The 24,456-nt window shown below is 43.8% G+C and carries 24 protein-coding genes, 2 pseudogenes and 1 riboswitch; of the genes and pseudogenes, 7 read left to right on the forward strand and 19 right to left on the reverse strand.

All coding sequences use genetic code 11. The features are described from left to right. Window positions 1-6: 6 nt before the first annotated feature. From hemC to hemA, 3 genes are read right to left on the reverse strand one after another with little or no spacing between them, the layout of a single operon-like run. Window positions 7-897, reverse strand: coding sequence for a hydroxymethylbilane synthase (gene hemC, locus G5A70_RS10485; RefSeq protein ID WP_173749595.1), 891 nt, complete (start codon window positions 895-897; stop codon window positions 7-9). Further along, window positions 885-1,385: a precorrin-2 dehydrogenase/sirohydrochlorin ferrochelatase family protein gene (locus tag G5A70_RS10490; protein ID WP_173749596.1), complete on the reverse strand. Its 501-nt coding sequence runs from the start codon at window positions 1,383-1,385 to the stop codon at window positions 885-887. Before G5A70_RS10490 ends, hemC begins: the two co-directional genes overlap by 13 nt. Continuing rightward, complete coding sequence (gene hemA / locus G5A70_RS10495) at window positions 1,375-2,604, reverse strand: glutamyl-tRNA reductase (protein ID WP_173749597.1); 1,230 nt, start codon at window positions 2,602-2,604, stop codon at window positions 1,375-1,377. Before hemA ends, G5A70_RS10490 begins: the two co-directional genes overlap by 11 nt. A 157-nt stretch (window positions 2,605-2,761) precedes the next feature. Next, a riboswitch (cobalamin riboswitch) is annotated at window positions 2,762-2,942 on the forward strand. 149 nt (window positions 2,943-3,091) lie between these two features. On the opposite strand from hemA, the gene G5A70_RS10500 reads away from it, so the two are divergent. From G5A70_RS10500 to G5A70_RS16140, 5 genes and pseudogenes are all read left to right on the forward strand, one after another. Beyond that, window positions 3,092-3,838 (forward strand): energy-coupling factor ABC transporter permease, encoded by a 747-nt coding sequence (locus G5A70_RS10500; protein WP_173749598.1) that lies wholly within the window; start codon window positions 3,092-3,094, stop codon window positions 3,836-3,838. A gap of 1 nt (window position 3,839) precedes the next feature. After that, window positions 3,840-4,142: an energy-coupling factor ABC transporter substrate-binding protein gene (locus G5A70_RS10505; RefSeq protein ID WP_173749599.1), complete on the forward strand. Its 303-nt coding sequence runs from the start codon at window positions 3,840-3,842 to the stop codon at window positions 4,140-4,142. A gap of 24 nt (window positions 4,143-4,166) precedes the next feature. Next, window positions 4,167-4,943, forward strand: a complete 777-nt coding sequence (gene cbiQ / locus G5A70_RS10510) for a cobalt ECF transporter T component CbiQ (protein ID WP_173749600.1) — start codon at window positions 4,167-4,169, stop codon at window positions 4,941-4,943. 8 nt (window positions 4,944-4,951) lie between these two features. Then, window positions 4,952-5,542 (forward strand): annotated as a pseudogene (locus tag G5A70_RS16135) (energy-coupling factor ABC transporter ATP-binding protein); the annotation flags it as partial. Between the two features lie 270 nt (window positions 5,543-5,812). Continuing rightward, complete coding sequence (locus G5A70_RS16140; RefSeq protein WP_226853658.1) at window positions 5,813-6,601, forward strand: sirohydrochlorin cobaltochelatase; 789 nt, start codon at window positions 5,813-5,815, stop codon at window positions 6,599-6,601. On the opposite strand, the gene G5A70_RS10520 is transcribed toward G5A70_RS16140, so the two are convergent. Beyond that, complete coding sequence (locus G5A70_RS10520; RefSeq protein WP_173749602.1) at window positions 6,598-7,455, reverse strand: LysR family transcriptional regulator; 858 nt, start codon at window positions 7,453-7,455, stop codon at window positions 6,598-6,600. The two genes, G5A70_RS16140 and G5A70_RS10520, sit on opposite strands and share 4 nt — an antisense overlap. Before the next feature lie 147 nt (window positions 7,456-7,602). On the opposite strand from G5A70_RS10520, the pseudogene G5A70_RS10525 reads away from it, so the two are divergent. Continuing rightward, a pseudogene (locus G5A70_RS10525) lies at window positions 7,603-8,443 on the forward strand (aldo/keto reductase). A 205-nt stretch (window positions 8,444-8,648) separates the two neighbouring features. Here the strand turns inward: G5A70_RS10525 and G5A70_RS10530 are convergent. The 4 genes from G5A70_RS10530 to G5A70_RS10545 form a co-directional block, all read right to left on the reverse strand. Continuing rightward, entirely contained in the window at window positions 8,649-9,050 is a 402-nt protein-coding gene (locus G5A70_RS10530; RefSeq protein ID WP_173749603.1) for a DUF3221 domain-containing protein, read from the reverse strand. Window positions 9,051-9,121: 71 nt separating this feature from the next. After that, window positions 9,122-9,805, reverse strand: a complete 684-nt coding sequence (locus G5A70_RS10535) for an HAD family hydrolase (protein WP_173749604.1) — start codon at window positions 9,803-9,805, stop codon at window positions 9,122-9,124. 208 nt (window positions 9,806-10,013) lie between these two features. After that, window positions 10,014-12,227, reverse strand: coding sequence for an immunoglobulin-like domain-containing protein (locus G5A70_RS10540; RefSeq protein WP_173749605.1), 2,214 nt, complete (start codon window positions 12,225-12,227; stop codon window positions 10,014-10,016). A gap of 162 nt (window positions 12,228-12,389) precedes the next feature. Beyond that, a complete protein-coding gene (locus G5A70_RS10545; protein WP_173749606.1) occupies window positions 12,390-13,214 on the reverse strand; it encodes a MerR family transcriptional regulator in 825 nt (274 codons plus the stop codon). A gap of 89 nt (window positions 13,215-13,303) precedes the next feature. On the opposite strand from G5A70_RS10545, the gene G5A70_RS10550 reads away from it, so the two are divergent. Then, window positions 13,304-13,948, forward strand: coding sequence for a GNAT family N-acetyltransferase (locus tag G5A70_RS10550; protein WP_173749607.1), 645 nt, complete (start codon window positions 13,304-13,306; stop codon window positions 13,946-13,948). 69 nt (window positions 13,949-14,017) lie between these two features. Here G5A70_RS10550 and G5A70_RS10555 read toward each other — a convergent pair whose 3' ends face one another. From G5A70_RS10555 to G5A70_RS10605, 11 genes are read right to left on the reverse strand one after another with little or no spacing between them, the layout of a single operon-like run. Further along, window positions 14,018-15,421 (reverse strand): discoidin domain-containing protein, encoded by a 1,404-nt coding sequence (locus tag G5A70_RS10555; RefSeq protein WP_173749608.1) that lies wholly within the window; start codon window positions 15,419-15,421, stop codon window positions 14,018-14,020. A 21-nt stretch (window positions 15,422-15,442) separates the two neighbouring features. Beyond that, window positions 15,443-16,093 carry a precorrin-8X methylmutase gene (locus G5A70_RS10560; RefSeq protein ID WP_173749609.1) on the reverse strand — a complete coding sequence of 217 codons (651 nt, stop codon included), beginning with the start codon at window positions 16,091-16,093 and terminating at the stop codon, window positions 15,443-15,445. 13 nt (window positions 16,094-16,106) lie between these two features. After that, a complete protein-coding gene (locus tag G5A70_RS10565) occupies window positions 16,107-17,615 on the reverse strand; it encodes a cobyric acid synthase (protein ID WP_173749610.1) in 1,509 nt (502 codons plus the stop codon). Beyond that, complete coding sequence (locus tag G5A70_RS10570; RefSeq protein ID WP_173749611.1) at window positions 17,597-18,679, reverse strand: pyridoxal phosphate-dependent aminotransferase; 1,083 nt, start codon at window positions 18,677-18,679, stop codon at window positions 17,597-17,599. Before G5A70_RS10570 ends, G5A70_RS10565 begins: the two co-directional genes overlap by 19 nt. Before the next feature lie 11 nt (window positions 18,680-18,690). Next, window positions 18,691-19,671 carry an adenosylcobinamide-phosphate synthase CbiB gene (cbiB, locus tag G5A70_RS10575; RefSeq protein WP_173749612.1) on the reverse strand — a complete coding sequence of 327 codons (981 nt, stop codon included), beginning with the start codon at window positions 19,669-19,671 and terminating at the stop codon, window positions 18,691-18,693. Then, on the reverse strand, window positions 19,664-20,269 hold the full coding sequence (locus G5A70_RS10580) for a histidine phosphatase family protein (RefSeq protein ID WP_173749613.1): 606 nt from the start codon (window positions 20,267-20,269) through the stop codon (window positions 19,664-19,666). Before G5A70_RS10580 ends, cbiB begins: the two co-directional genes overlap by 8 nt. Next, window positions 20,262-20,648 (reverse strand): bifunctional adenosylcobinamide kinase/adenosylcobinamide-phosphate guanylyltransferase, encoded by a 387-nt coding sequence (locus G5A70_RS10585; protein ID WP_173749614.1) that lies wholly within the window; start codon window positions 20,646-20,648, stop codon window positions 20,262-20,264. The genes G5A70_RS10580 and G5A70_RS10585 overlap by 8 nt, the downstream gene beginning before the upstream one ends. Window positions 20,649-20,670: 22 nt before the next feature. Continuing rightward, entirely contained in the window at window positions 20,671-21,444 is a 774-nt protein-coding gene (locus tag G5A70_RS10590) for an adenosylcobinamide-GDP ribazoletransferase (RefSeq protein ID WP_173749615.1), read from the reverse strand. Next, window positions 21,445-21,993, reverse strand: coding sequence for a bifunctional adenosylcobinamide kinase/adenosylcobinamide-phosphate guanylyltransferase (locus G5A70_RS10595; RefSeq protein WP_173749616.1), 549 nt, complete (start codon window positions 21,991-21,993; stop codon window positions 21,445-21,447). Window positions 21,994-22,006: 13 nt separating this feature from the next. Further along, window positions 22,007-23,056 (reverse strand): nicotinate-nucleotide--dimethylbenzimidazole phosphoribosyltransferase, encoded by a 1,050-nt coding sequence (gene cobT, locus G5A70_RS10600; protein ID WP_173749617.1) that lies wholly within the window; start codon window positions 23,054-23,056, stop codon window positions 22,007-22,009. 1 nt (window position 23,057) lies between these two features. Further along, window positions 23,058-24,455 carry a cobyrinate a,c-diamide synthase gene (locus G5A70_RS10605; protein ID WP_173749618.1) on the reverse strand — a complete coding sequence of 466 codons (1,398 nt, stop codon included), beginning with the start codon at window positions 24,453-24,455 and terminating at the stop codon, window positions 23,058-23,060. Window position 24,456 lies beyond the last annotated feature (1 nt).

Below are 24,456 nucleotides of genomic sequence, written 5' to 3' on the forward strand. Positions count from 1 at the left end.
GCTCCTTTATTCTTGATTTTTGCATGTATCACGCAGTTTTTGTGCAAGAGAAATACCCAGCGTTTCCCCTTCTTCTGCCGGACCGGTTATCATGCCTTTTTCATATTTTCCGGTTTCTTCATCATAATACAAGCCCCGAAGGACGATTTCCTTCTCACGGACTACGGCATGGGCTGCTACAGGAGAGGAACAGCCGCCGTCTAAATGCCGGACAAAGGCCCGTTCTGCCACTGCCGCATAGAATCCCTCCAAGTCGGAAAATTCCTTCAGATAATCCCCAGGCTCTCCGGCCCGTCCCTGCACTGCCAGAATTCCCTGTCCTGCAGCGGGAATCATCTCTTCCGGCTGAAAATACCGGGAAATCCGTGCTTCAAGCCCAAGCCGTTTCAGTCCTGCCGCAGCCAGTATGAGAGCGCTGTATTCCCCGCTGTCCAGTTTTTTCAAACGGGTCTGGACATTGCCTCTTACGCTTTTGCACTCCATATCCGGATACAGTTCTTTTAACTGCAAAATTCTCCGGAGACTGGAACAGCCAATGGGTTTCGTCTTATCCAGCGTATGTACCCCTTGGGGAAGTACCAGCACATCCCTTGGGTCTTCTCTTTTGGAAAAAGCCAGAAGCGGCAGTTCTTTTGGTACTTCCATGGGCATATCTTTTAAGCTATGCACGGAAATGTCCGTTTTTCTGTCTAAAAGAGCTTTGTCCAATTCTTTTACAAAGAGTCCTTTCCCGCCGATTTTATCCAGGGTTCTGTCCAGAATCTTATCCCCCGTGGTTTTCATGGTGTAAATCTCCACCTCTATGTCTTCGTGGCTGTCCTCAATGGCCTTTTTCACCATTTCGCTCTGCACCACTGCCAGTTTGCTCTCCCGGCTTCCAATGATTATTTTTCGCATTTTTCTTCTTCCTTTCGGATTTGTTCCAGGGCTTTCCGGGTTTTTTCGCGGACCTCTTTTACCTTTTTGTGGTCTTTTCCGCTGCCGTTAAAGCCCAGCACCACGCCTTCATATTCCAGAATACCCGGAAAATGAAAATCACATTTTTGCTGATTGCTGGCCGTATTCACCGGAATCCCCAGACATTTGCAGGCGCTGTAAATGTCCTCATTGACTTTTGTATCATCTGTGGTAGCCAGCACCACATCTGCTGCATACAAATCTTCCCGGTCATAAGGTTTTTCTTTATATACCAGCTTTCCTTCCTCAAAAAGCTGTGCAATCCTCTCTGTACAGGCCGGAGCAATGACGATAAGCTCCCCTGCAAAAGACAGCAGCGTCTCTGCTCTCCTTGTGGCAATCTTCCCCGCGCCAAACACTACGACTCTCTTTGTGCTCAGGTCTATAAACACAGGAAAAAATTTTTTATTTTCCTTTTCAGTTTTCATACAGTTTTTCCAGTCCTTCCACGCAGTTTAAAAATTCCTTTTCTTCCAGAGAATCCTTCAGCCCGAACATCATTTTGTTAACCACCTTTGCCGCAGCTGTATCAATGGCCTGCAACAGATTTTCCCGGTCTTTTTCTTCCATGGGAGTTTTCCGCAGAATTTTCAGTATCCGGAGATTTAAATCCTGCACCGCCTCTGCCTTAATGTCCTGGATTCTGGGAATTAAGTCTCTGCCGCCATACCAGTTGTAAAAATCCTCCATCTGTTCCTGCAAAATTTCCCCGGCTTTTTCCAGACTCTGCTGCAGCTTCGGAGAAACCGCATCAATCTTAAAGCTGTCTATGTCGTACAGGGTAATACCGGAAAGTTCTCCGGCAGAGGGTTCAATATCCCTTGGTACGGCCAAATCAATCAATACCAGATGTTCCACGGGCGGGACGGTTTCCAGAAGCTCCCTGGTCAGTGTATAGTTAGGACTGGCCGTAGCGCTGACAACCAAATCGCACTGAGGCAGAAATTCTCCCCGGTCACCGTAATTAATCCGCTCACAGCCCTTGGGGATATTGACAATGCCGCTTCGATACTGGCGCACCGTAACCGTCACCTCTGCACCTGCTTCTCTAAGAGCCAGCGCCGCCACCTTGCCCATTTCTCCGTTTCCGATAACCATGCAGGTTTTGCCAAACAAGGAAAAGCCCTTTTCCTCCAGGCAGTGAATGGCTTGATGAATCACGGAACTGTTGCCCCTGGAAAAGATGACTTTTGTCTTTACCTTCTTGGCTGCCGTCACCGCCATGCGAAACAGTACCTCCAGCACATTGTCCGTGCAGTAGGCTTCCCTGGACAAACTCAGGGCATCCTTTACCTGGGTAATGATCTGGTCTTCTGCCAGAATCTGGGATTTCAGACCGCTGGTAAGATAAAAAAGATGTTCTACTGCTTCCTCTTCTGTCCTTTCCGCAAAATACTGTGCATATTCTGCCGGTTCTTTCCCTTTTTCCCGGCACAAAAATTCATAGAGAGAACCCTGCCAGTCTTCCGTGGTGCTTGCCCAAATTTCCATTCGGTTGCAGGTAGACAAAATAATACAGCCTGCAATGCCCGGTTCTTCCTTTAAATGTTCCATTGCAGCTACAGCGTTTTTCTTGGTAAAAGAAAACTGTGCGCGGATGTCCACGGCTGCTCTGCTGTAGTCAATGCCAATCATGGAAATACTCATTGTTTTTTAATCTCCCATATCTTTTGTTGCTTTTCTTAAAAATCTTTTTTCATCTTAGCATAGAATTCTTTTGGGTGCAACTTAAGTATTTTGTGATTTTTGTACAATTTCATTTGACAAAACATTGACAAAATTTCCCTATATGCTACAATGGAACAAGAATCGAATGTATAACGGTGCCTGCTATGCAGGAGAATAGGAAAGTTAAGTGAAAATCTTACACGGTCACGCCGCTGTAATGGAGGAGCTGTATTTTAATATGCCACTGTTGTAATGGGAAGGCAAAATGCAGCAAAGATACCTGAGTCAGAAGACCTGCCTTATACATGCGATTTACACAGGTTACGAACGATGGCCTTGTGTAAGAACAGGTTGGCTCATAGCATATCAATTCACCTTGCTATAACCTCTTGTTCTTCTGATGCCTGTCGGTCCCTGCCGTACAGGTTTTTTATTTTATTCATGCAAATCAGAAGGGAGAAGAAAAATGAGTAAAAATCAAAAACGTATTCTGGTACTGGCAAGCGCCTTTGCGCTTACCTTCGGCATTGTCCCAACCGTCAGTGCCATGCACATTATGGAAGGTTACCTTCCGGGAGGATTCTGCATCGCATGGGGTGTCCTGTGCGTACCGTTTCTCATTGCAGGATTCATGTCTATCAAAAAAACTTTAAACGAACACCGAAATCTGGTCACCCTGCTGGCTATGTCCGGCGCCTTTGTCTTTGTAATTTCTTCCTTGAAGATTCCTTCCGTAACCGGAAGCTGTTCTCACATGACAGGCACCGGGCTTGGAGCAATTCTGTTTGGCCCGTCTGCCGTTTCCATTCTGGGGCTGATTGTTCTCCTGTTCCAGGCTATTTTACTGGCACACGGCGGACTGACTACGATTGGAGCAAACACATTCTCCATGGCAATCGCAGGACCTTTTGTATCTTATGGTCTTTATGTTGTGCTGAAAAAGGCCAATGTGGATAAAAAAGTCTGTGTATTTTTGGCCGCATTTTTAGGTGACTTATTTACATACTGCGTGACTGCGGTACAGATGGCTCTTGCCCATCATGCGGATACCACCTTTGGCGCTGCAGTAGGCAAATTCCTGCTGGTATTTGCACCTACACAGGTTCCTCTGGCTCTTATTGAAGGCGTCATCACGGTATTGATTATCATGGGTCTGGAAACCTATGCTAAACCGGAACTTCGTGCGATTGGTTATTTAAAGGAGGGAAAATAAGATGAAGAAAAAAGTCATTCTGGCCATTCTGGTTATTTTCTTAATTGCATTTGTTCCGCTGTTTGTCTTAAAAGACGCGGAATTCGGCGGTTCCGACGATGCCGGAAGCACCGTGGTAGAGGAAGTGGATTCCTCCTATGAACCCTGGGCAACCCCCATTTTTGAAAAGCTCATTGGCGGAGAACTTCCCGGCGAAGTGGAAAGCCTGCTCTTCTGTCTCCAGACCGGTATTGGCGTAGGCGTCATTGCCTTTTTTATGGGACGTTTTGTAGAGCGTAAAAAATGGATGAAAGATGAAAACTAAAGTTCTCTGGCGAAAGGAGTTTCTATGATAGTCATTGATAAGCTGTGTTACAATTCCCGGCTTAGATATGAAAATGCCAGTGAGAAATTTGCCTTTGCAGTGATTACACTGTGTATCTGTGTAATGAGTCGTTCGACTGCGGTGGCAGGTATCGTATTAGCTGTGACAGGGATTCTTACCGTTTGGAAAGGGGGAGTCCCTGTTTTGCGTTATCTTAAGTTTCTCACCGTACCTCTGGCATTTTTGTTTTTAAGTACCATAGCCATTATGTTCAATTTAAAACAGGTTCCCATGGATTTCTTTGCCATTCCCCTTGGAAACTGGTATCTGACGGCAAGCTACCATTCCTTTTTTTATGCGGTACAGCTGATTCTCACCGCTCTTTCCGCGGTTTCCTGCCTGTACTTTTTGTCCTTTACCACCCCAATGCCCGATATTCTGGAGGTTTTGCGGAAACTGCACTGTCCCCGTCTGCTGATTGAACTGATGCTGCTGATTTATCGGTTTATCTTCGTACTGCTGGATGTGGCTTCTGCCATTTCCACTTCCCAAAACTGCAGACTGGGAAATAAGGATTACCGGACGTCTCTGAAATCCTTCGGTATGCTGGGATCTGTGCTGATGATACGGGCTGTACAACGTTCCAACCGGCTCTACGACGCTATGGAAGCCCGCTGCTATGACGGCACCATACGGGTTCTGTCGGAAAACCGGCCTCCCAGGAAACGAATCATTGCTGCCATTGTGGCATTCGATACCGCCTTATTTATTTTTGCTGTATGGAGGAGATTTTTTTCATGAATTCAGATATGATATTAAAAGCCGATAATCTGCATTTTTCCTATGATGATGACAACTCCCACTCTTTAAACGGACTTTCCCTGGAAATCCGAAGGGGACAGAAAGTGGCCTTTATGGGAGCCAATGGCAGCGGAAAGTCTACGTTTTTCCTCTGCTGCACGGGAATCCATAAACCCCAGTCGGGAAAACTGTATTTTAACGGAGAAGAAGTGAACTATAACAAAAAGGGACTATTACATCTGCGCAGCAAAGTGGGCATTGTGTTTCAGGACCCGGACAACCAGCTTTTCTCTGCCAGCGTGTACCAGGAAATTTCTTTTGGAATTTTAAACCTGGGGATTTCCGAAGACCAGGCAAAAAAAGAAGTGGAGGAAGTCATTGATTATCTGGAAATCACTCCTTTTCGCCACAAACCCACCCATGCTTTAAGCGGAGGACAGAAAAAGCAGGTTTCCATTGCCGACATTCTGGTTATGCACCCGGACATTATTATTTTAGACGAACCTGCGGCAGCTTTAGACCCCAAACACACCACTATGGTCAACCACATTGTAGACCGCATGACAGAAAACGGCATTACGGTACTCATGGCCACTCATGACGTCAATTATGCCTATGAATGGGCGGACGAAGTCATGCTCTTTCACGAAGGCAGGGTGCTGATGCACGGCAGCCCCGCCGAAGTTTTCGGAAACCGGGCAGCTTTAAGGCAGACCAATCTGGAGCCCCCGGCGGTTCTGGAGCTTTTCGAAAGCCTGTGCAAAAAAGGGATTTTGAAATCCTCTCTTCCGCTGCCGAAAAATCTGAAGGCACTGGAACAATATATTGCAGAAGTAAATTTGAATCCACACTACGGAGGTAAGAAAATCATGTCAAACGAAACCAGAAAGGCCATTCTGGCAGTAAGCTTCGGCACCAGCCATAACGATACCAGGGAAGTCACCATCGACGCTATTGAACGGGATATGCAGCAGGCCTTCCCCCATTACCCTCTGTATCGGGCCTGGACCAGCAAGATGATTATCAAAAAAGTAAACAAGCGCGATAATATTCATATCAACACGGTAAAAGAAGCCATGGAACAAATGCGGGCAGACGGTATCACCGACGTGCTGGTGCAGCCCACCCATGTTATCAATGGAATTGAAAATGATTTGATGAAAGAAGACGCTTTGTCTTATCAGGAATATTTTCATTCTATTTCCTTCGGGGATCCCCTTCTTACCAGCGAGCAGGACAAGCTGAGCGTCATCCAGGCTGTGGCTGAAGAATTTTCCCACCTGAAGAAAGAAGAAGTTCTGGTGCTTATGGGACACGGCACAACCCATTATGCCAACTCCATCTATGCGGCTTTGGACTATACCTTTAAAGATAAGGGATATGAAAACATCTTCCTGGGAACAGTGGAGGCCTATCCTACCATGGAAAGTCTTCTGCGTATGGTAAAGGCATATGAACCTTCTAAAGTGGTTCTGGCTCCCTTTATGATTGTGGCAGGCGACCATGCGAAAAACGATATGGCAGGGGATGACCCGGAATCCTGGTACAGTCAGTTTAAAGCTGCCGGATACGAAGTAGAGCCGGTAGTCAAAGGACTGGGGGAATATCCGGGAATCCGGAAACTTCTGGTAGAACACTTACAGGTCTTAGAAGCCTAACAGTCAAAAAAGCTTGTGTATTCTTTGTGGCAGACGGATGCACAGGCTTTTTTCTTCCTAACCGCAAGATAAAAAGTGACATTTACCTCAGAATCGGTCATAGGAATCGCAACTCTCTTCTCTGTATCTATAGCCCCTTGTGACATCACTGCGTCCGTTACAAAACATGGCAGCGATGATGATTTTATCAGTTCGTTCATTGTAAATTCATCCGTCTGTACCAAAAATCTAGAGGCAGGCATTTTTTTCCGGCAGATAGTATCCCAAAAGCCCAGCTCTGAGCGCAAAAGAAAGTTGAATCCATTGATAATCTGAAATGACAGCTCTTTATATCTGGCAAGTTCATGATTTTTTGGTACGCAGAAAAAGAGTTTTTCTTTCATATATTCTTTTATGACAAAATGCTCATCCTGAATCATAAAAGGCAAGATTGCAAAATCACATTCCTGGCGCTTTAAGGCTTCTAAAACTTCTTCATTCTGTCCTATCCCAGAAGAAATCGTCATTTCCGGATACCGGCCATTTAACTGCATGAGCAGTTTCCATAATGGCGCCGGGGCACAGGATTTTACAGTAATGGTCTTTCTTCTGGCGTTATACTCTCTCACTCTCCGAACTGCATGTTCCGCTTCATCCAAAACCTTTCTGGCATATTCCACAGCCATACTTCCTGTCTCATTTAGTTCAATTCGATTCTTTGTCCGGTGAAACAGTGGAACACCAAAGGCCTCTTCCACATTCTTCATAGAACGGGTAACGGACGGCGTAGAAATATGGAAATCCTCTGCTACCTTTGACAAAGTGCCTGTATCTGCAAAAGCAATCAGTTGTTCCAGTTCATTCAAATCCAACATCCTGTTTCCTTCCTTTCTTCCTTCTCTCTATTTACTTTTCATTTTCTGCAAAGCAGTTTTCCATATAAATATTGTACATTTTCTGTATTATCAAGTAAAGTATAACTTGTAAATAAAAATTACTTTTCATAAAAGGAGGTACTATCTATGGAATATGTTACTTTAAATAATGGAATTAAAATGCCGAAATTAGGATATGGAGTCTATCAGACACCTCCTGATGATACAAAAAAATGTGTCCTGGACGCAATTGCAGTGGGATACAGAAGTATTGACACAGCCCAGGCCTATGGGAATGAAGAGGGGGTTGGGGACGCTTTGGCCGAATGTGGCTTAACCCGTGAAGAATTTTTCCTCACAACAAAAGTATGGATTACAAATGCAGGTTATTAAAAAAGCAAAAGCTTCTATTGAAGCCTCTCTGAAAAAGCTTCGCACAGACTACCTGGATTTGCTTCTGATTCATCAGCCGTTTGGAGACTATTATGGAACTTATCGCGCAATGGAAGAATTTTATAAAGCCGGAAAAATACGTGCCATAGGTGTATCCAACTTTGGTCCGGACCGGTATCTTGACCTGGAACATTTCTCTGAGATTAAACCGGCTGTAAACCAAATCGAAACTCATGTTTTTCAACAGCAGAAAACTGCCAGAGAATACATGCAGAAACTTGGCTGCCAGATTGAATCATGGGGACCGTTTGCAGAAGGCAGAAACGATATGTTCACCAATCCCATTCTGACCGAAATCGGAAAGAAATATAACAAGACGGCTGCCCAGACGGCTCTCCGTTTTCTCCTGCAGAGTGATGTGGTTGTGATTCCTAAGTCTGTTCATAAAGACAGAATGGAACAGAACTTTAACGTGTTCGACTTTACACTGAGCAGCGAAGATATGGCAGCCATTGAAACCCTGGATAAAGGCGAAAGCCTCTTCTTCTCTCACTACAATCCCAAGACTGTGGAGTGGTTTATGTCTATCTTATAACATTTTCGCATCCGTATCTGAATCTCTGACCGGGGCATAAAAAAGGAACTGCCGCGCATGATTTTGAATTGTGCAAACGGCAGTTCCTGAAAAAAAGTCTATTGTTTTAAAACAGCCTTAGCTAAGACTGCAAAGCCTCCGTACTTAAGGATTTCATAAGCGCACTTGATTCTTTTTATCCTCATCCATAACGCCTGTTCTGGTTTTATTTCTCATCCTCCAGCAATTGTATTTGCGTCACATGAGTAATTTTTGCAGGTGCTGTTTCCTGAATTTCTCCGGTAAAAGTGATGGAAACAGTATCACCTATGTCCAAATCTTCCACAGAGATTTCTGTATATCTCCACGTCATTTTTGTCTCCTCATCAATGGAAAAGACAAAATCTCCACGAAAATTTATATCATTTATTTCCAGCCCTGTTACTCGCAGAAAATTATTTTTTCTGTCCGAAATCTCAGCATAGAACGTTTCTGCCGTACCCCCATCTGCTAAATTTTCTATCTGTTTTCTTGCGCTTTGATTTCCAATGAAAAAAGAAATACCAGCAAGTATCACTGTATATAAAACGAAAACAACAACGAATAAAAGTTTCCTTTTCCGTTTCATAAAGCCAATCCTCCTTTTCATATCTGGATTTCATTTTTGTATATTTTACCTTGGTATAAATAAAATATTTTCTATTTTTCCTGGCCGGAAATCCACTGGGCCACCTGGGTCAGTGATTCCATTTTCCCGTACAGATAGGAACTTACCGGGGTATCATCCGTGAGAATATCCGGAATCATAATGACTTTCGTGCCTGCTTGGCTGGCAGAACGGATTCCATTATAAGAATCCTCCAAGGCCAGTACTTCCTCCGGCCATAGCTGCAGTTTCTCGCAGGTAAGCTGGTATATACGGGGATTAGGTTTCCCCTCTTTTACCATGTCTCCTGTAACAATTTCCTGAAAGTAAGAGAAAATCCCCTGTCGTTTCAATTCCGGTATCGTGTGCTCTCCATGGGTAGAAGTCGCCACAGCCATGGGAATCTGCCGCTGCTTTAAAAGTTCCAGAAGCTCTTTCAGTCCTTTCTTTTGCGGAATCCCATGTTCCCGTTCATAGGTATGATAAACCTCATGATAACGGTCTGTAAACTGCTGCAGCGGAAAATCCTCCCCGTATTTTTCCAGAAAATATTGATTTCTCTGGGCCCGGCTCATGCCCAGAGTGTGCAAAATATTGCTGCCAAAATTGGAGTATCCCAGTTCTCCTCCTGTGACTTCCCAACTATATTGAATCATTCGTTCCGTATCCAGCATCAGGCCATCCATATCAAAGATAACGCCTTTTACCGGAAAAAGCGGTGGTATATTCCAATTCATGCGGTTGTTCCTCCTGTCTGAAATTCTTTGCAACTGAGTATTTTTAAATTCCTATATCATAGATTTGTATCATTCATAAATAATAGCATGATACTTCAATATTGTCATTTCTTTTCTGCTTTTAAAGCGGTGAGAGATGCGATACTTTTCAGCAACAAAAAGAGGCTGCCCAAAGGCGGCCTCTTTTTGTAAAGTATTTAAAATTCCTTTATTTTTTCCTTCTGCCCTTTCCTTTTAAAACGGCAATCAGTCCGGAAGAACCGGCTAACATGGAAGTCAGCAGACCCAGGTTTGCCATATCACCTGTTTTCGGTGACTTTTTCGTAGTTGCACTTGTTTTTGTAGTTTTTTTCACAGTCACGGTAATGGTCTTTTCTGTGGAAGCTCCATTTTTATCTGTTACTTTATAAGTAACATGATAGGTTCCCGCTTTTGACGTGTTCACATCATTTGCTATAATGTTGTCTTTTGTCAAGGTGATTTTTCCGTCCTCTTTGTCTTCTGCTGTAACACCGGACAGAGGATTATAGCTGTCCCCTACCTTCAGCGTTATATCTTTGGCTGTAATGGTAGGCGGGGTATTTTCTTTTACTGTTACTGTAATGGTCTTTTCTGTAGAAGCTCCATTTTTATCTGTTACTTTATAAGTAACGTGATAGGTTCCCGCCTTTTTGGTATCTACATCATTTGCCGCAATGTTATCTTTTGTCAGAATGAGGTTTCCATCTTCCTTATCTGTAGCTGTCACATTGGTCAATGGGTCAAAGGTATCTCCAACCATCAGCGTAATATCTCCGGCTGTAATCACTGGTGGTGTATTCACGGCTTGAGTGGACCAGCCTGCATAAAGTGTAATATCTGCTGTCACCGGCGCAGAGAAGTCATATAAAGTGGTACATTCTTTATCCGTGTACCAACCAGTAAAAATATAACCTTCTTTCACAGGAACCGTTGGTTCCGCAGCCTTCTCTCCATTGCTGAGCATCTGGTCCTCCACCAAAGTACCGCCCATGCTGTCAAATTTTACAACACAGTCATCCACGGCCGTGATATCTGTATAAAAGGTCCATTTTGTTGAATTTATCTGACCGTCAAATCCGGCCTCTAATACCGTGGCTTTATCTTGTGCCGGAATAGTTAAAATATGTGTCTCTGAATCAAAGCAGGCATGTCCTTCTTTCTCCAGAACTTTAATAAAAGCAGGCGAAATGACCTGATTCAAATCTACCGATTTGCTTCCATCCGAATTTACTATGAAATAACCATTCAAATCAATAATCAGGTTTCCTGTATGTTCAGGCACTACATGACAACCAATATACTTCGTCATGCCAGCAGATATATAAACGGTTTCCTGATTCTGTGAATGATATCCTCTTTCCAGATTGTCACATCCTCTGAAATCCAGAGTTTTTAATGGAGGATTATTGTCGTAAGTCACGGATGTCAAAGTTTTAATATCAGACACATCCAGGGAAGTCAATTGATTGTCGGAACAACTCAAAACCTCCAAAGCCGGCGTATTCAAGGAAAGAGTTTGCAGTTCATTATTATAGCACTCTATACTTCTCACCTTTGAACCATCCACACTCAGAGAAGTCAGTTTATTCCCCTGGCACTTCAAGAGCTCCAAGGCCGGGGCGTCAATACTCAAAGTCGTCAGCCCATTGTTGGTACAACTCAGGTTTTTAAGCGCCGGTAAAGAAATTTTCAATGACGATAACTGGGAATTATAAGCCATGTGTATCGTATCCATTTTATTCAAACCGATTAAATCTAAATTGGTTATCTTGGTGTTCGCAATATATATACTTGTCAGTTCGGTAAAATACTGAATTCCCTGCAATGAAGTTATTTTCGGATTATTAATACTAAGCCGATCTATTTTACTTATTTCCTCTGGAGTTAAGACACCGTCCTCACCATAAGATTTTTTCTCCAGTTCTGCCCGAAAAACTGCATCCGGAAAATTCGTTTCATCAATTTTAATTCCTACTGGCTGAGTTTCCTCTGTTTTTTCCTCTGTTGGAGTTTCTTCTTTTGAGTTCTGAGGCTGCTGCGCTTCTGATTCTTCTTTTACCTTTTCCTGTTTCGGAGTGGTTTCTGTCTCAGTTTCCGATTTTTCCGGTGCAGGACTTGGAGCAGTCTCTTCCGTTTTTGGGGATTCCAGATTCTGCCCTTCCTCACTTGATGTTTCTTGTTTTTGCGTATCCTGTTTTTGCGTCTCAGTTTCCGTTTTTACTTCTTTTTTTGTGTCTTCCCCAACTTTTGTTTCTGCCTGTGTTTCTTTTGTAGAAAGTTCTTCCTGTACCACTTCCGTATGAACCTGTGCGGCAGATACAGAAGTCGGAATTCCTGTCAAAATTGTTGTTGCCCCAATTACAATTGCAGAACTCGTTGCTGCTGCTTTCTTAAAATTCATAGGCACCTTCTCCTTTTTCTAATTTTTATAGAAAGATTATAACACCATATCCCTAAATAAGAAAGCAAAATGTCGGATAAATCGCTATTTTATGGTTGATATCCGGCAATTTAACCATATATGCGGTAAAGTGATTCACAAAATATGAAAGACCACAGTACACTATTCCGTTTGAACTGGTATTTCAATCTGCGTAATATAATCATCAAAAGTGTCAATGACAAGCTCATTGAGGCCTTTTTCATAAGCAAAGCCGGAAAATTGTAAATAATGCTGCTCTGCATAGGAAAGAATTTCTTCATATCGGGTTGGAATTTTACTCCAATCTCCTATACAAAAAGCCCTTAGATATTTCCCCTTGGGCTGTATGTGAAGTCCCTGTTTATGCGTTGGTTCTGGTAATTCAATATACAAAAAGGAATAGTCATTGAGATTGCCATTGTATAGATTTTTGACGGATAACATAGCTCCATAGGAAGCGTCATGTAAACGATGTAATTGATACTTTTTCGTTTCATCTACGACCATTTCTATTTCCTTTTCAAATGATGTAACCGTTGTGGTAGGGACAGTTACGAAATAATGTGCTTTTGTCTTTTCAACAATTTCGAAGCCGGACATATCTAACGTGCGGATATGCGTCATATTTTGCTTTTTCTCATTCATAACGGCTCGGATAGCTTTAAGATGAGATATGGTGTTGTCCAGCTCTGTTATTTTATCAGTCAACAGACTTTCTAAAGAAAACGCACATCGGTTATTCAAAAAGTGTTGTATTTCTGAGATTGACACATTTAATTCCCGCAGCATAAGAATGGTTTCCAGTAGGGAACTCTGCTGATATGTATAATACCGATAGCCATTCGGTTTTATCACAGCAGGTTTTAATATGCCGACTTTATCATACCACATGAGCGTTTTTTTGTTGATTTCGTGCAGTTTTGCAAATTGTCCGATTGTAAATAATTTATTTGTATCAAAAAACATAGAAAATCCCCCTTGACTGTACTGTTACTGTACGGTTTATTATATGCCATGAGAAGTAGCAAAGCAAGAAATGGAGGAAACAAGCAAAAATGAATGAACAGATTATCCTAAGAGAGTATCAGAAAACAGACCATCAGGCGCTGGAAAATATAGTGCGGGAAGCATGGAAGTATGACCGCTTTTGTTCTCCTAAGACAGCGGCAAAAATGGCAAAAGTTTATTTGAGCAGTTGTCTCACCAATCAGACCTTTACAAAAGTTGCAGAAATAAACGGTGAGCCAGTTGGTATTATCATGGGGAAAGATATTGAAAACCATAAATGCCGGCTTTCTTTGCGTATGAAATGGCTAAAATCTATCGTTTCGCTTTACATATCCAAAGAGGGACGAGAAATCTCAAAAATATTTGCGGCTGTGCAAGGAATCGATAAAGCATTGCTTTCTGCCTGTAAAGAGAAGTACAAAGGTGAGCTGGCGTTCTTTGCAATCAGTGAAAAATGTCGTGGCAAAGGATTGGGAAAAAAATTATTTCAAACTGTTGTTGACTACATGAAGTCGCAAGATATTTCCAACTTTTACCTGTTCACAGATACCAGTTGCAATTATCCATTTTATGAACACATGGGATTGACAAGACGGTGTGAGAAAAAGCAAATCATAGACATAAAAGGCGAAAAAGGGGATATGACGTTCTTTATTTATGATTATCAGATAGGAGAAAAGAAAGTCCAGTAAGTAGCAATCAAGGAGCGACAGCCTCAAGTGTTGTCGCCCCTTATAATCACGTTTGTTTCTTTCTATTATTTATTCATATAATTCAATTTCTGAAATACAGGTATCCTGCCATCTGGAGCCCTCATACACGGATTTAATATACAGAGAAACAAAGGCTGCGTCTACAGGTTCATCAAAAGAAAGGCAGAATTTTTTCTTTTCGTCGGAAAACTTCACATCTTTCTTCTGTGTTTCTCCCACCTGTATCGTCAATTCTTTCGGTCTGGAATTATAATCCCAGAGTTCATCACTCCGCCAGTTTCCCAGATACAAAACTATATACCGTATTTTGTGGTTTCCATCCAACGTCAGTTTGATTCCCTTTCCCTCGCCTGAACCGTCTTCATTTTCCTGCCAGGAAGAGGCTGTGTCTCCATCAATGGCGCTTTTAGCACTGTAATCGTAAGAATCCGACTGTTTTACGGAATTTTCTTCTGTGGATGTGGGCTGAATTTTCTTATACTTGGAAAAATCCACATCTTCTGCAGAAACCAGCTTGAAATACTCTTCTTTTTTCGTCTCTTTCTTATCCTCAGCTGCTGCAGGTTCTTCTGATGCTTTTTGAGTGTTTTCTTCTGATGCTTCTTTCTGCTTTGTATTTTCTGTATTTGCCGCAGAATCCAACTGCTGATAATATTCTTTTTCCTGCTGCTCCATTTCTTTCATTTTACGCAGACTAAGGAAAATGCCCGCTGTCAGACACAAAAGCAAAAACAGAACCGCCAAAAGAATCCTGCGTCTTCTGGCTTTCTTGCCCTCCGGCGTCAGATTTCGCTTTTCCTTTTCGTCCTCTTCATCCTCTTCTTCATCGTCCTCTTCTGCAAAAAAGTTTTCTTCCTCTTCTTCATTGCTGACGGTTTCAGCAACAGATTCCAGTTCACTGTGAGCCTGGCTCTCCTCCAGAAGTGCCTTTTCCGGCAGCGTTTCCACGGTTTCCGCCTCCAGGACTTCCGGCGTTTCTGTCATAACTTCTGTATGCACTGTGGGTTCTTCCGGTTCAGCCATATCCTCCGTATTTTCCGGCGCCTCGTTTTCTGTCTCGGTTACCGGCTCTATAAACTTTTCGGAGCTCTCATTGCTGTCTGTTTCCACAGCCCCATCTTCCGTTTTTTCTTCAGGAGCTGCCGCCTCTGTTTCTTTTTTTTCTTTGCGTCTGCCCCAGAACCCCTTTTTGCCGCTCTCCGGCTTTTCTGCTGCTTCATCCGAGTTTTCCGCAGATGTTTCCTCTTTTTTTAAGGCTTGCTCCGGCTGCTTTTTTTGCTCCTGAGATTTTCCTTCTTTTTCCCCTTTCAGAATCTGTTCCAGTTCCTCGTCCGATTTATAATAGGCCCAGACATCCGCCTCATCCATATATTCCGGAAATACGGCCTGTCCGCACCGGTCACAGTATAAATCCGCATCTGAAAGTTCTTTCCCGCATCTTTCACACTTCATAATGGTCCTTTCCCGGAAACCTTATTTCCAGTAATCTCTTTCATTGTCAATCATGTACAGTAATGCATTACAGATACATGCCGCAATGTTGCTGCCTCCCTTTCTGCCTCTGGCCACAATATAAGGAACCTCTGTATCCATAATCATTTCTTTTGATTGTACCACATTTACGAAGCCTACAGGAACCCCTATAATCAAATATGGAGAAATTTTTTTCTCTTCTATCAGTTCATATAGCCGAACCAATGCTGTAGGTGCGTTTCCAATGGCGAAAATCAACGGTTTTCCCATAGAAGCTGCTTTATCCATACTGGCAGTGGCTCTGGTGCTTCCCTGTTCTTTTGCCTGTTTTGCCACATCTTCATCCGACATAAAACAATATACTTCTCCGCCATATTTTGCCAGTGCTTTTTTATTGATACCGGCTTTTGCCATCTGGGTATCCGTTACAATACATGCTCCGTTTTTAATCGCCTCAAGGGCTTTTTCCACCGCATTTTCAGAAAAGCACAAGTTCTCTGCATAATCAAAATCTGCACTGGTGTGGATACATCTTTTTACAATCAATTCGGTTTCGGGAGTCAGCTTTTTCTCTCCCAGTTCTTCTGTAATAATTTCAAAACTTCTGGTTTCGATTTCTTTTGGTTTTACATTTTCCAGTTGCACTTTCATACTTGTCCGCCTTTCAAATTCCCTGTTCCAGAATCTCATATATTTTCTTCATATCCAAATGTTTCCGAAGTCCGTCTGCCAGTTTATCATACTGGGTTTCCTTAAACTGTGCAAAGTCCACGCTGGTCATCTGGGAAACATCCATTCCCTTGGCCTCCCCTAAGGCTTCCACAATTTTTTTCGCTACTTCTTCCTTATCAAAAATTCCATGCACATAAGAACCGTACACATTGCTGCAGGCCGCCCCGTCTGTTTTCGATTCCATTTTCACAGTATCTGTGATTTCTGTGAAAGGTTCTGCTCCTTCTGAAAGTATACTTTCTCCCATATGAATTTCGTATCCTTCCAGTTCCGTTCCCGTCAGAGTGTGGAGAATTCCCTTTACCTGTGGGAAACGGCCCTGCACTCTGGTTCTGGTCTTGGAGTCTCTGAAAATAGTATGCATAGGCAGAAGTCCCATACCTTTGATTTCGCCTCCGGCTTCTACATGGTCGGGGTCGGATAGAGACTCTCCCAACATCTGATATCCACCGCAAACACCGAAAATCACCTTGCCTTCCGCCGCTTTTTTCAGTACAGCTGCCTCCAGTCCGTTCTGACGCATCCAGAGTAAATCTTCCATGGTATTTTTCGTTCCGGGAAGAATAATCATGTCTGGATTTTTCAGTTCCTTTGCATGTTTGATATAGCGCACAGAGACGCCGGGGATTACCTCCAGGGCATTAAAATCCGTAAAATTAGAGATTCTCGGCACGCGTATCACTGCAATGTCAATAAGGTCCACTTCCTGGTTTCCTCCAAAACGCTCTGTCAGGCTGTCTTCATCCTCCACTTCCAGTTCCATATAAGGAGCCACGCCCACCACAGGAATTCCGGTTTTCTCCTCCAGAGCTGCCACACCGGGGTCTAAAATCGTTTTATCCCCGCGGAACTTGTTAATAATCATGCCTTTGACCATCTGCTGCTCGTCTTCCTCCAGCAGAAAAATAGTTCCCATAAGCTGTGCAAAAACACCGCCTCTGTCAATATCTCCTACCAAAAGAACCGGGGCTTTGGCCTGTCTGGCCATTCCCATATTTACAATATCTTCCTGTTTTAAATTGATTTCTGCCGGACTGCCCGCACCTTCAATAACAATAATATCATACTCTTCTTCCAGCTTATGATAAGCCTCCATTACCTTTGGCAGAAGCTGTTTTTTGTAAGCAAAATAGTCTCTGGCGCTCATGGTTCCCAGAACTTCCCCATTGACAATTACCTGGCTTCCAATGTCATTGGTTGGCTTTAAAAGAATGGGATTCATGAGCACAGAGGGTTTGATTTTTGCAGCCTCTGCCTGCATAACCTGCGCCCTTCCCATCTCTAAACCCTCCTCTGTAATGAAGGAATTAAGTGCCATATTCTGGGATTTAAAAGGTGCTACTTTATACCCGTCCTGTTTAAAAATTCTGCAGAGTCCCGCAGCCAGCAGGCTCTTCCCCGCATTGGACATTGTGCCCTGTATCATAATTGCTTTTGCCATAATCCCTCTTCCTTTCCACTTTGTCGCTGTATTGCATCTAACGCATCCAGCAGCTTTTTGTTTTCTTCTTTTGTCCGGACTGCAACCCGGTAGTATCCTTCCCCAAGTCCCACATAGTTGCTGCAGTCCCGAATAGAAATACCCTGTTTTAAGCCGTCTTCTCTTAAGTTTTCCGGTCCCTGAAAGAAAATATAATTTGCCTTTGAACCGTAAATACGAAGTCCTCTGGCCTTTAACCCTTTTAATAAAATCTCTTTTTCTATCTGAATTTTTTTTAGTGTTTCCTCTGCATAATCCTTTTCTTTTAAGGCTGCTTCGCCTGCTGCCTGTGCCACAACAGACACATTCCAGGGCTGCATGACGCGGTGCATATGTTCCAGGACTTCTGTGTTACTGCAAAATCCGTATCCCAGTCTGAGGCCAGCCATGGCATATTTTTTTGTAAAGGCCTTCACGAGAAACAGGTTGGAATATTCATCTAAAAACGGCTTCATCGTATAGTTTTCCGGTTGCTCTGTGAAATCCACAAAACACTCATCCAATACCAGAAATGTGCCGCACTGCCTGCACTTTTCTGCAATCTTTTTTATATAATCCAAATCCTTTAAAACTCCTGTAGGATTATTGGGATTGCAGAAGAAAACCATATCTGTGTCTTCGGTAATCTCTTCTATAAAGTCCTGCCCCGGTACAAATTCTTCTTCTTCCCGCAGAAAGAAATGGCGAATTTCACACCCGGACGCCTGTAACGCCTGCTCGTATTCTGCGAAAGAAGGCGCTGGCAAAAGGGCCTTTTTCGGCTTTAATGCCAGTACCAGTCCGAAAATCAAATCCGCAGCTCCGTTGCCGCAGATAATCTGCTCCATAGGTACCTGTTCTTTCAAAGACAGAGCCTTTCGCAGCGCGGTGCACTCTACATCCGGATAACAATCTGCTTTTTCTACGGCTTCTTTTGCCGCCTTTTTAACGCCCTCCGGCATTCCATACGGATTACAGTTTGCCGAAAAATCCAGCATATGGGGATACCGGTATACATCTCCCCCGTGAATATGTAAATTTGCCATAATGTTCTCCTTTAAAGCAGTCCCCAAATTCCCACTGCCAGCAAACGCAAAGCAGCAAACACGAAGGTTCCCAGTCCGGCGCTTACATACAGCAGACGGTTGGCGCGCGGAATATCTTCACATTCTACGGCACGCAGAGGGTCTCCAATGGTGGGTTTTTCGTAAAGTTTTCCGAAATAGTATGCGTTTCCCGCAAGCTGAATATCCAGTGCACCTGCCATAACAGCTTCCGTCTGGGCAGAGTTTGGACTGGCATGGTTATAACGGTCTCTCTGAAAAATTTTTTTTGCATTTTTCCCGTCCATACCTGTAATATAAGCCCCTGCAATCATCAGCCAGGCTGAGATTCTGGCCGGAATATAATTAGCAATATCATCCAGCTTTGCCGCATATCTGCCAAAATACAAATATTTTTCATTTTTGTATCCCACCATAGAATCCATGGTATTAATTCCCTTGTACAGAAACATCAGAGCCGGACCTCCCACTGCCATATAGAACAGAGGTGCAATAATGCCGTCTGAGGTATTTTCTGCAATGGTTTCTACAGTGGCTTTTGTCACGCCCTCTTCCGTAAGTTCTGCCGTATCTCTTCCTACAATCATGGAAACTGCGTATCTGGCTTTCGGTAAATCTTTCTTTTTCAGTTCCCTGTATACCCGCATACTCTCGTCCCTCAAAGACTTTGTGGCAAGAAGCTGATAACAGAAAAAAGTTTCCGCCAAAAAGCCCAGAACCACATGGATTTTATATGCGGCACATAAAAGCAAAAGCGGTATCAGACCACTGCCCGCACAAATCAGCATTACCAGTACCAGCCCGGCTTTTTGTTCCCCCTGTTTTGTGGCAGGAAATACTTTCCGCAGCCATTTTTCCAGAAGAGAAATACTGTTTCCGATGATACGCACGGGATGGTAAAGCCACCTGGGGTCTCCCAGCAGCAAATCTATTAAAAAGCCCAAAATCAGGGCCGCTGCAGTCCACTTAATCATTGCCAAAAGTTCCTTTCTTCACCAGGCTGACTGCCTGTTCTTTCTTCCATACTTCTTCCTCAATCGTCAATTCATAGTACTCGCCGTTTCCAATCTGCCACTGAAAATATGCTCCCTTTGGAGAAGCAAAAGCACAGAGAATACTCATGATGGTTCCTCCATGCACAACCATGGCAGCCTGCTGAATCCCTCTTTGCAGGGCCTGCTCCACACACTGGGCGAATCCTCTGGAGCAGCGTTTTTTAAAGCTTTCCTGCGACTCTCCTTTTGGAAAAGGCAGAGTCCCGTTACTGTCTATCCAGGCCTGATACTCCGGACAGTCAGACAGTTCTTCGTAGGATTTATTTTCAAATAATCCAAAGTCACATTCTTTTAAAAAGGCATTGCTTTCCATGGAAATTCCCGGATAAATGCACTGTGCAGTCTCCATGCAGCGTTTCATAGGACTTACATACACCAGCTCTGCTTTGGGATATTTCCTCTTTTGAAGAGACTCTCTTCCTTCCCGGCACAAAGGCTCATCTGTCCTTGACCCGATGTATCTTCCTTTGGTGTTTCCATAAGTTTTTCCATGACGTATCAGTATGATTTTAAGCATTTTTTATCACCATTCCCATACCGCAGACAACCCGGATAACCATCTGACTTTCTGCAGCTATTTTTGTACAGATTCTCCCGGTTGTTTCTCTGTAAGTCCGGTCAAAAGCCTCCATGGGAACTACCCCGTATCCCAGTTCATTGGAGATAAGAATCAGTTCAGGATTTTCCTGTAAAAGCCTTTCGGTAATCCCGTCAAAATCCCATCCCAGCTTCAGCCCTTTCTGAATCCATTCATGAAAATGGTAAAGACAGGGAACACGGAAAAGTTCTTCAAAATCAGCTTCTTTTCCATCTCTCATCTGGTCTTCCTGAAGAGAAAACTGCTGTTTTGCGTATTCTTTTTTTCCCTGAAATGCACCGCCTATGATTAATTTCATCCTCGTATCCTTTCCTTTTTCTCTATAAAAATCTGCTGATAATTTCTCCCGCAACGCAGAAGAATGCCATAACCAGCTCACTCATCTGCATATGAAAACCCGCCAAATCTCCTGTAATGCCGCCGAACTCTTTCATAGACATTTTGTAGTAATACAGATATTCCAAAGCAGCTCCAAGAACCGCGCAGCCTCCAATGAGAGGGTCATAAGCCAGCATTGAGACAACGCAGAGAATTCCGTAAATCGCACATACCATTTTCACACATTGTTTCTGTGCTCCATCGGAAAAAGCGGCTGCCAGCCCTGTGTTTTTTGCCATGGGAAATGCGGCTATGGAAAAGCCTCCCAAGGCTCTGGAAAGTACAAAGCCAATGCAGACCACCGGCAGACTTTTCAGCGTTATTTCACTGTACACACCCAGGTATAAAAGGAAATACACCACTGCTGTAATAATAGCAAATGCGCCTGCATGGGAGTCCTTCAAAATTTCCAGTTTTCGTTCTCTGGGCTGATAAGAATGAAGAGCGTCTGAGGTATCCAAAAGCCCATCCAGATGGATTCCCCCACTTACCGCTACCGGTATCAGAACCAGAACAGCCGCATAAAAAACATGGCTGCTGACAAGAACTTTCCCAAAGTACCCCCACAGCCAGGTAAGTCCCCCGATAATCACGCCAATCAGAGGAAAAAAGCACATAATGTAGCGCATATTTTCTTTTGTCCATTCACTTTTCGGCATGGGTATTTTGGAATACATCGAAAACGCAATCTTAAAACTGTTCCACAATCGTCCCATTTATCTGTCCTTCTTTTCTGTAAATTTTTCTGCATTTCCCTTAAAAAACAGAGGAATTCCATAAACCACCTCAACGGCACAGTCCGCCATACCAACAATTTTTTGATTGATTTCCCCCAGATAACTCTCATATCTCTGTGTTTCTGTATCATAGGAAATGCCGTCTGAAAATATCTCATTTGTCACAATTACCAGCTGTTTTGCCTGGGTCTGCAGGCTGCCTACTCCCTCTAAAATTTCTTCCACGGTATGCTCTCCTGCCCCGTCTTTTTGAAACATTTCATTGGCCGTCAGGTTTGACATACATTCCAGAAGCACGCAGCTTTTGGGTGGAATTTTCAGATTTTTCAATCCGGTATAGCACTCTATGGTAGAGAACTTTTTTTCTGCCCGCATCTGGCGGTGGCGGGCAATTCGCTGGTGGCTTTCCTCATCAAAAGGAAACATGGTGGCAATGTAAATCCTTTCCAGGTCTCCAAAATCCGTAACTATTTTTTCGGCATAGGCAGATTTCCCACTGCCGCTGCCTCCTGTAATGACTGTAATCATATACTGTGCTCCATCAATCTAAAGGTTTGTAGGCCTCCATACCCCAGCCGCTGAAATCACTCATGCCATTGTACACAGCCAGTCCCGTATCCAGAAGGGGGAAGAGATTCAAAGCTCCGGTGCCTTCGCCCAGACACATATCGCAGTGCAGAGGTGCTTCCTTTCCAAGAGCTTCCAAAAGCAGGGAGCCTGCCGGTTCTTTGGATACATGGGAAGCCAGCATATATTCTTTTGCAAGAGGACAGATTGCTGCCGCTGCCAACGCTGCGGTAGCTGAAATTACACCGTCAATGATCACCGGCATCTGTAAGGCTGCACCGCCTAAAAACAGACCTGCAATGGCAGCAATATCAAAGCCGCCTACCTTTGACAGTACATCTAAGGCATCCTCTTTATCCGGCTTATGCAGGGCAATGGCGTCCTTGATAACCTGGATTTTTTTATGAAATCCCTGTGTGGAAAGTCCTGCGCCGCGTCCGGTCATAGTTTCCACCGGAAGGTCCAAAAGCACAGACGCAACAGCGCTGCTGGTGGTTGTATTTCCAATTCCCATCTCTCCTGTGGCAATGATATCATAACCTTTTTCTTTCATCATTTCCGCAATTTCGATACCTGTTTCCACAGCCTGGACAGCCTGTTCTCTGGTCATAGCAGGCTCTTTTGCCATATTTTTTGTGCCGTATGCGATTTTGCGGTTCAGGATACTAACCTCTGAAGCCACTCCCACATCTACAGGAAAAATATCACAGCCTACACTTTTACACATAATGCTGGAGGCCGCCTTTGTCTGAAGAAAATTCTCTGCCACCAGAGCTGTAATCTCCTGTCCGGTCTGGGTAACACCTTCCTCTACCACACCGTTATCTGCACACATGGGAACCAGCACTCTTCTGGGTTTCTGCACATCCGGGCTGCCTGTAATACCGGCAATCTGTACTACCATATCTTCCAGCTTTCCAAGACTGTGAAGGGGATGTGCAATGCTGTCCCAACGCTTTTGGGTATACACTATAGCCTCTTGATTCAACGGCTTAATTTTTTCGATAGTCTCCTGTAAATTCATTTTATAAACCTTCTTTCTTATGTTTTCTGTAGGCTCTGCAGCAATCCGTAAAAGCCATAGGAAGCCGGGGATTTCCGTAATAATAAAAGTGAGGAAAGCCTGCCAGCATAGTATCTGTAACATGCAGGCAGTCCCAGCCTCTGCTGCTCTCCGGTTTTGCAGCATAACAGTCTGTACCGCAGTTTGTAGAATCAAAATAGTGAAATTCATGGGCCGGGCAGCTGCCTGTATCGGTTCCGAACAGCTTCCCGTTTTTGCTGTTCACCTGAATGTATCCGAAACGGGATAACCGGGGAGTGCGATAGGACTTTCCGGTTATGTGCCCAATGCCTTTACAGAAATTTCCTTCCATATCTTCAAAGGTATCGTGCAGATACATAAAGCCTCCGCACTCTGCCAAAAGAGGCAGTCCCTGCTGCAGTTTTTTCCGAATTTCCAGCCGTAAAGTTTCGTTTTCTTCCAGTTTCTTTCCAAAAAGCTCCGGATAGCCGCCGCAGAGCAGCAGCCCGTCCAAATCATTTGGAAGATGCTCCTCATGCAAAGGAGAAAAATAACAGATTTTTGCTCCCATTTTTTCCAGAATCCGAAGATTGTCGGCATATAAAAAGCAGAACGCCTCATCTTTGGAAACCCCGATACGCACCGGAGATTTCTCTTGTTTCATATTGGATTTTATTAAAAAATCCGGCGTTTTCACTTCCAAATCCGGGGCTGATTTCCCCAGTCGAAGCAGCCCGTCAAGGTCTACAGTATCTTCCAGAACAGCGGCAAGACGGTTCAGTTTTTCCCGAAGTTCCCCTATCTCATCCGGCAATACCAATCCCAAATGACGGCTCTTTAAATCACATTCTTCCACTGGGGGAATATAGCCGTACACCGAAATAGAAAGTTGGTCTTCTATCAGTTTTTTCACTCTGGGATACAGCATGGGGGACATCTGATTTAAAAGAACGCCTTCTATCCCACTGTCCTTCTGATATTTTACAAACCCTTCGATATACGGCAGAATAGAAACACTCATGCCTTTGCAATTTACCAGTAATACGACAGGGGTCTTTGTCACCTTTGCCAAATCATAAGCGCTGGCTTTTGTGGTTGTGCCTCCCACTCCATCATAATATCCCATGACCCCTTCCATTACAGAAATCTCACATCCTCTGCTGTTTTCCTCCAGCAGATAGCGGGTGGTTTCCTCCTCTGTAAAAAAAGTATCCAGATTCGCTGAGGCAGTTCCTATCACTTTGGCGTGGAACATGGGGTCAATATAATCCGGGCCGCACTTAAAAGAGGCCACAGAAAGCCCTCTGTTCTTAAAAGCCTGAAGAATTCCGCAGGTTACCAGTGTTTTTCCGCTGCCGCTGGCCCCTGCAGTGATTAAAAAACGAGGTATGTTCTTCATA

It is taken from the genome of Blautia hansenii (assembly GCF_013304445.1).
Lineage (GTDB): Bacteria > Bacillota > Clostridia > Lachnospirales > Lachnospiraceae > Blautia.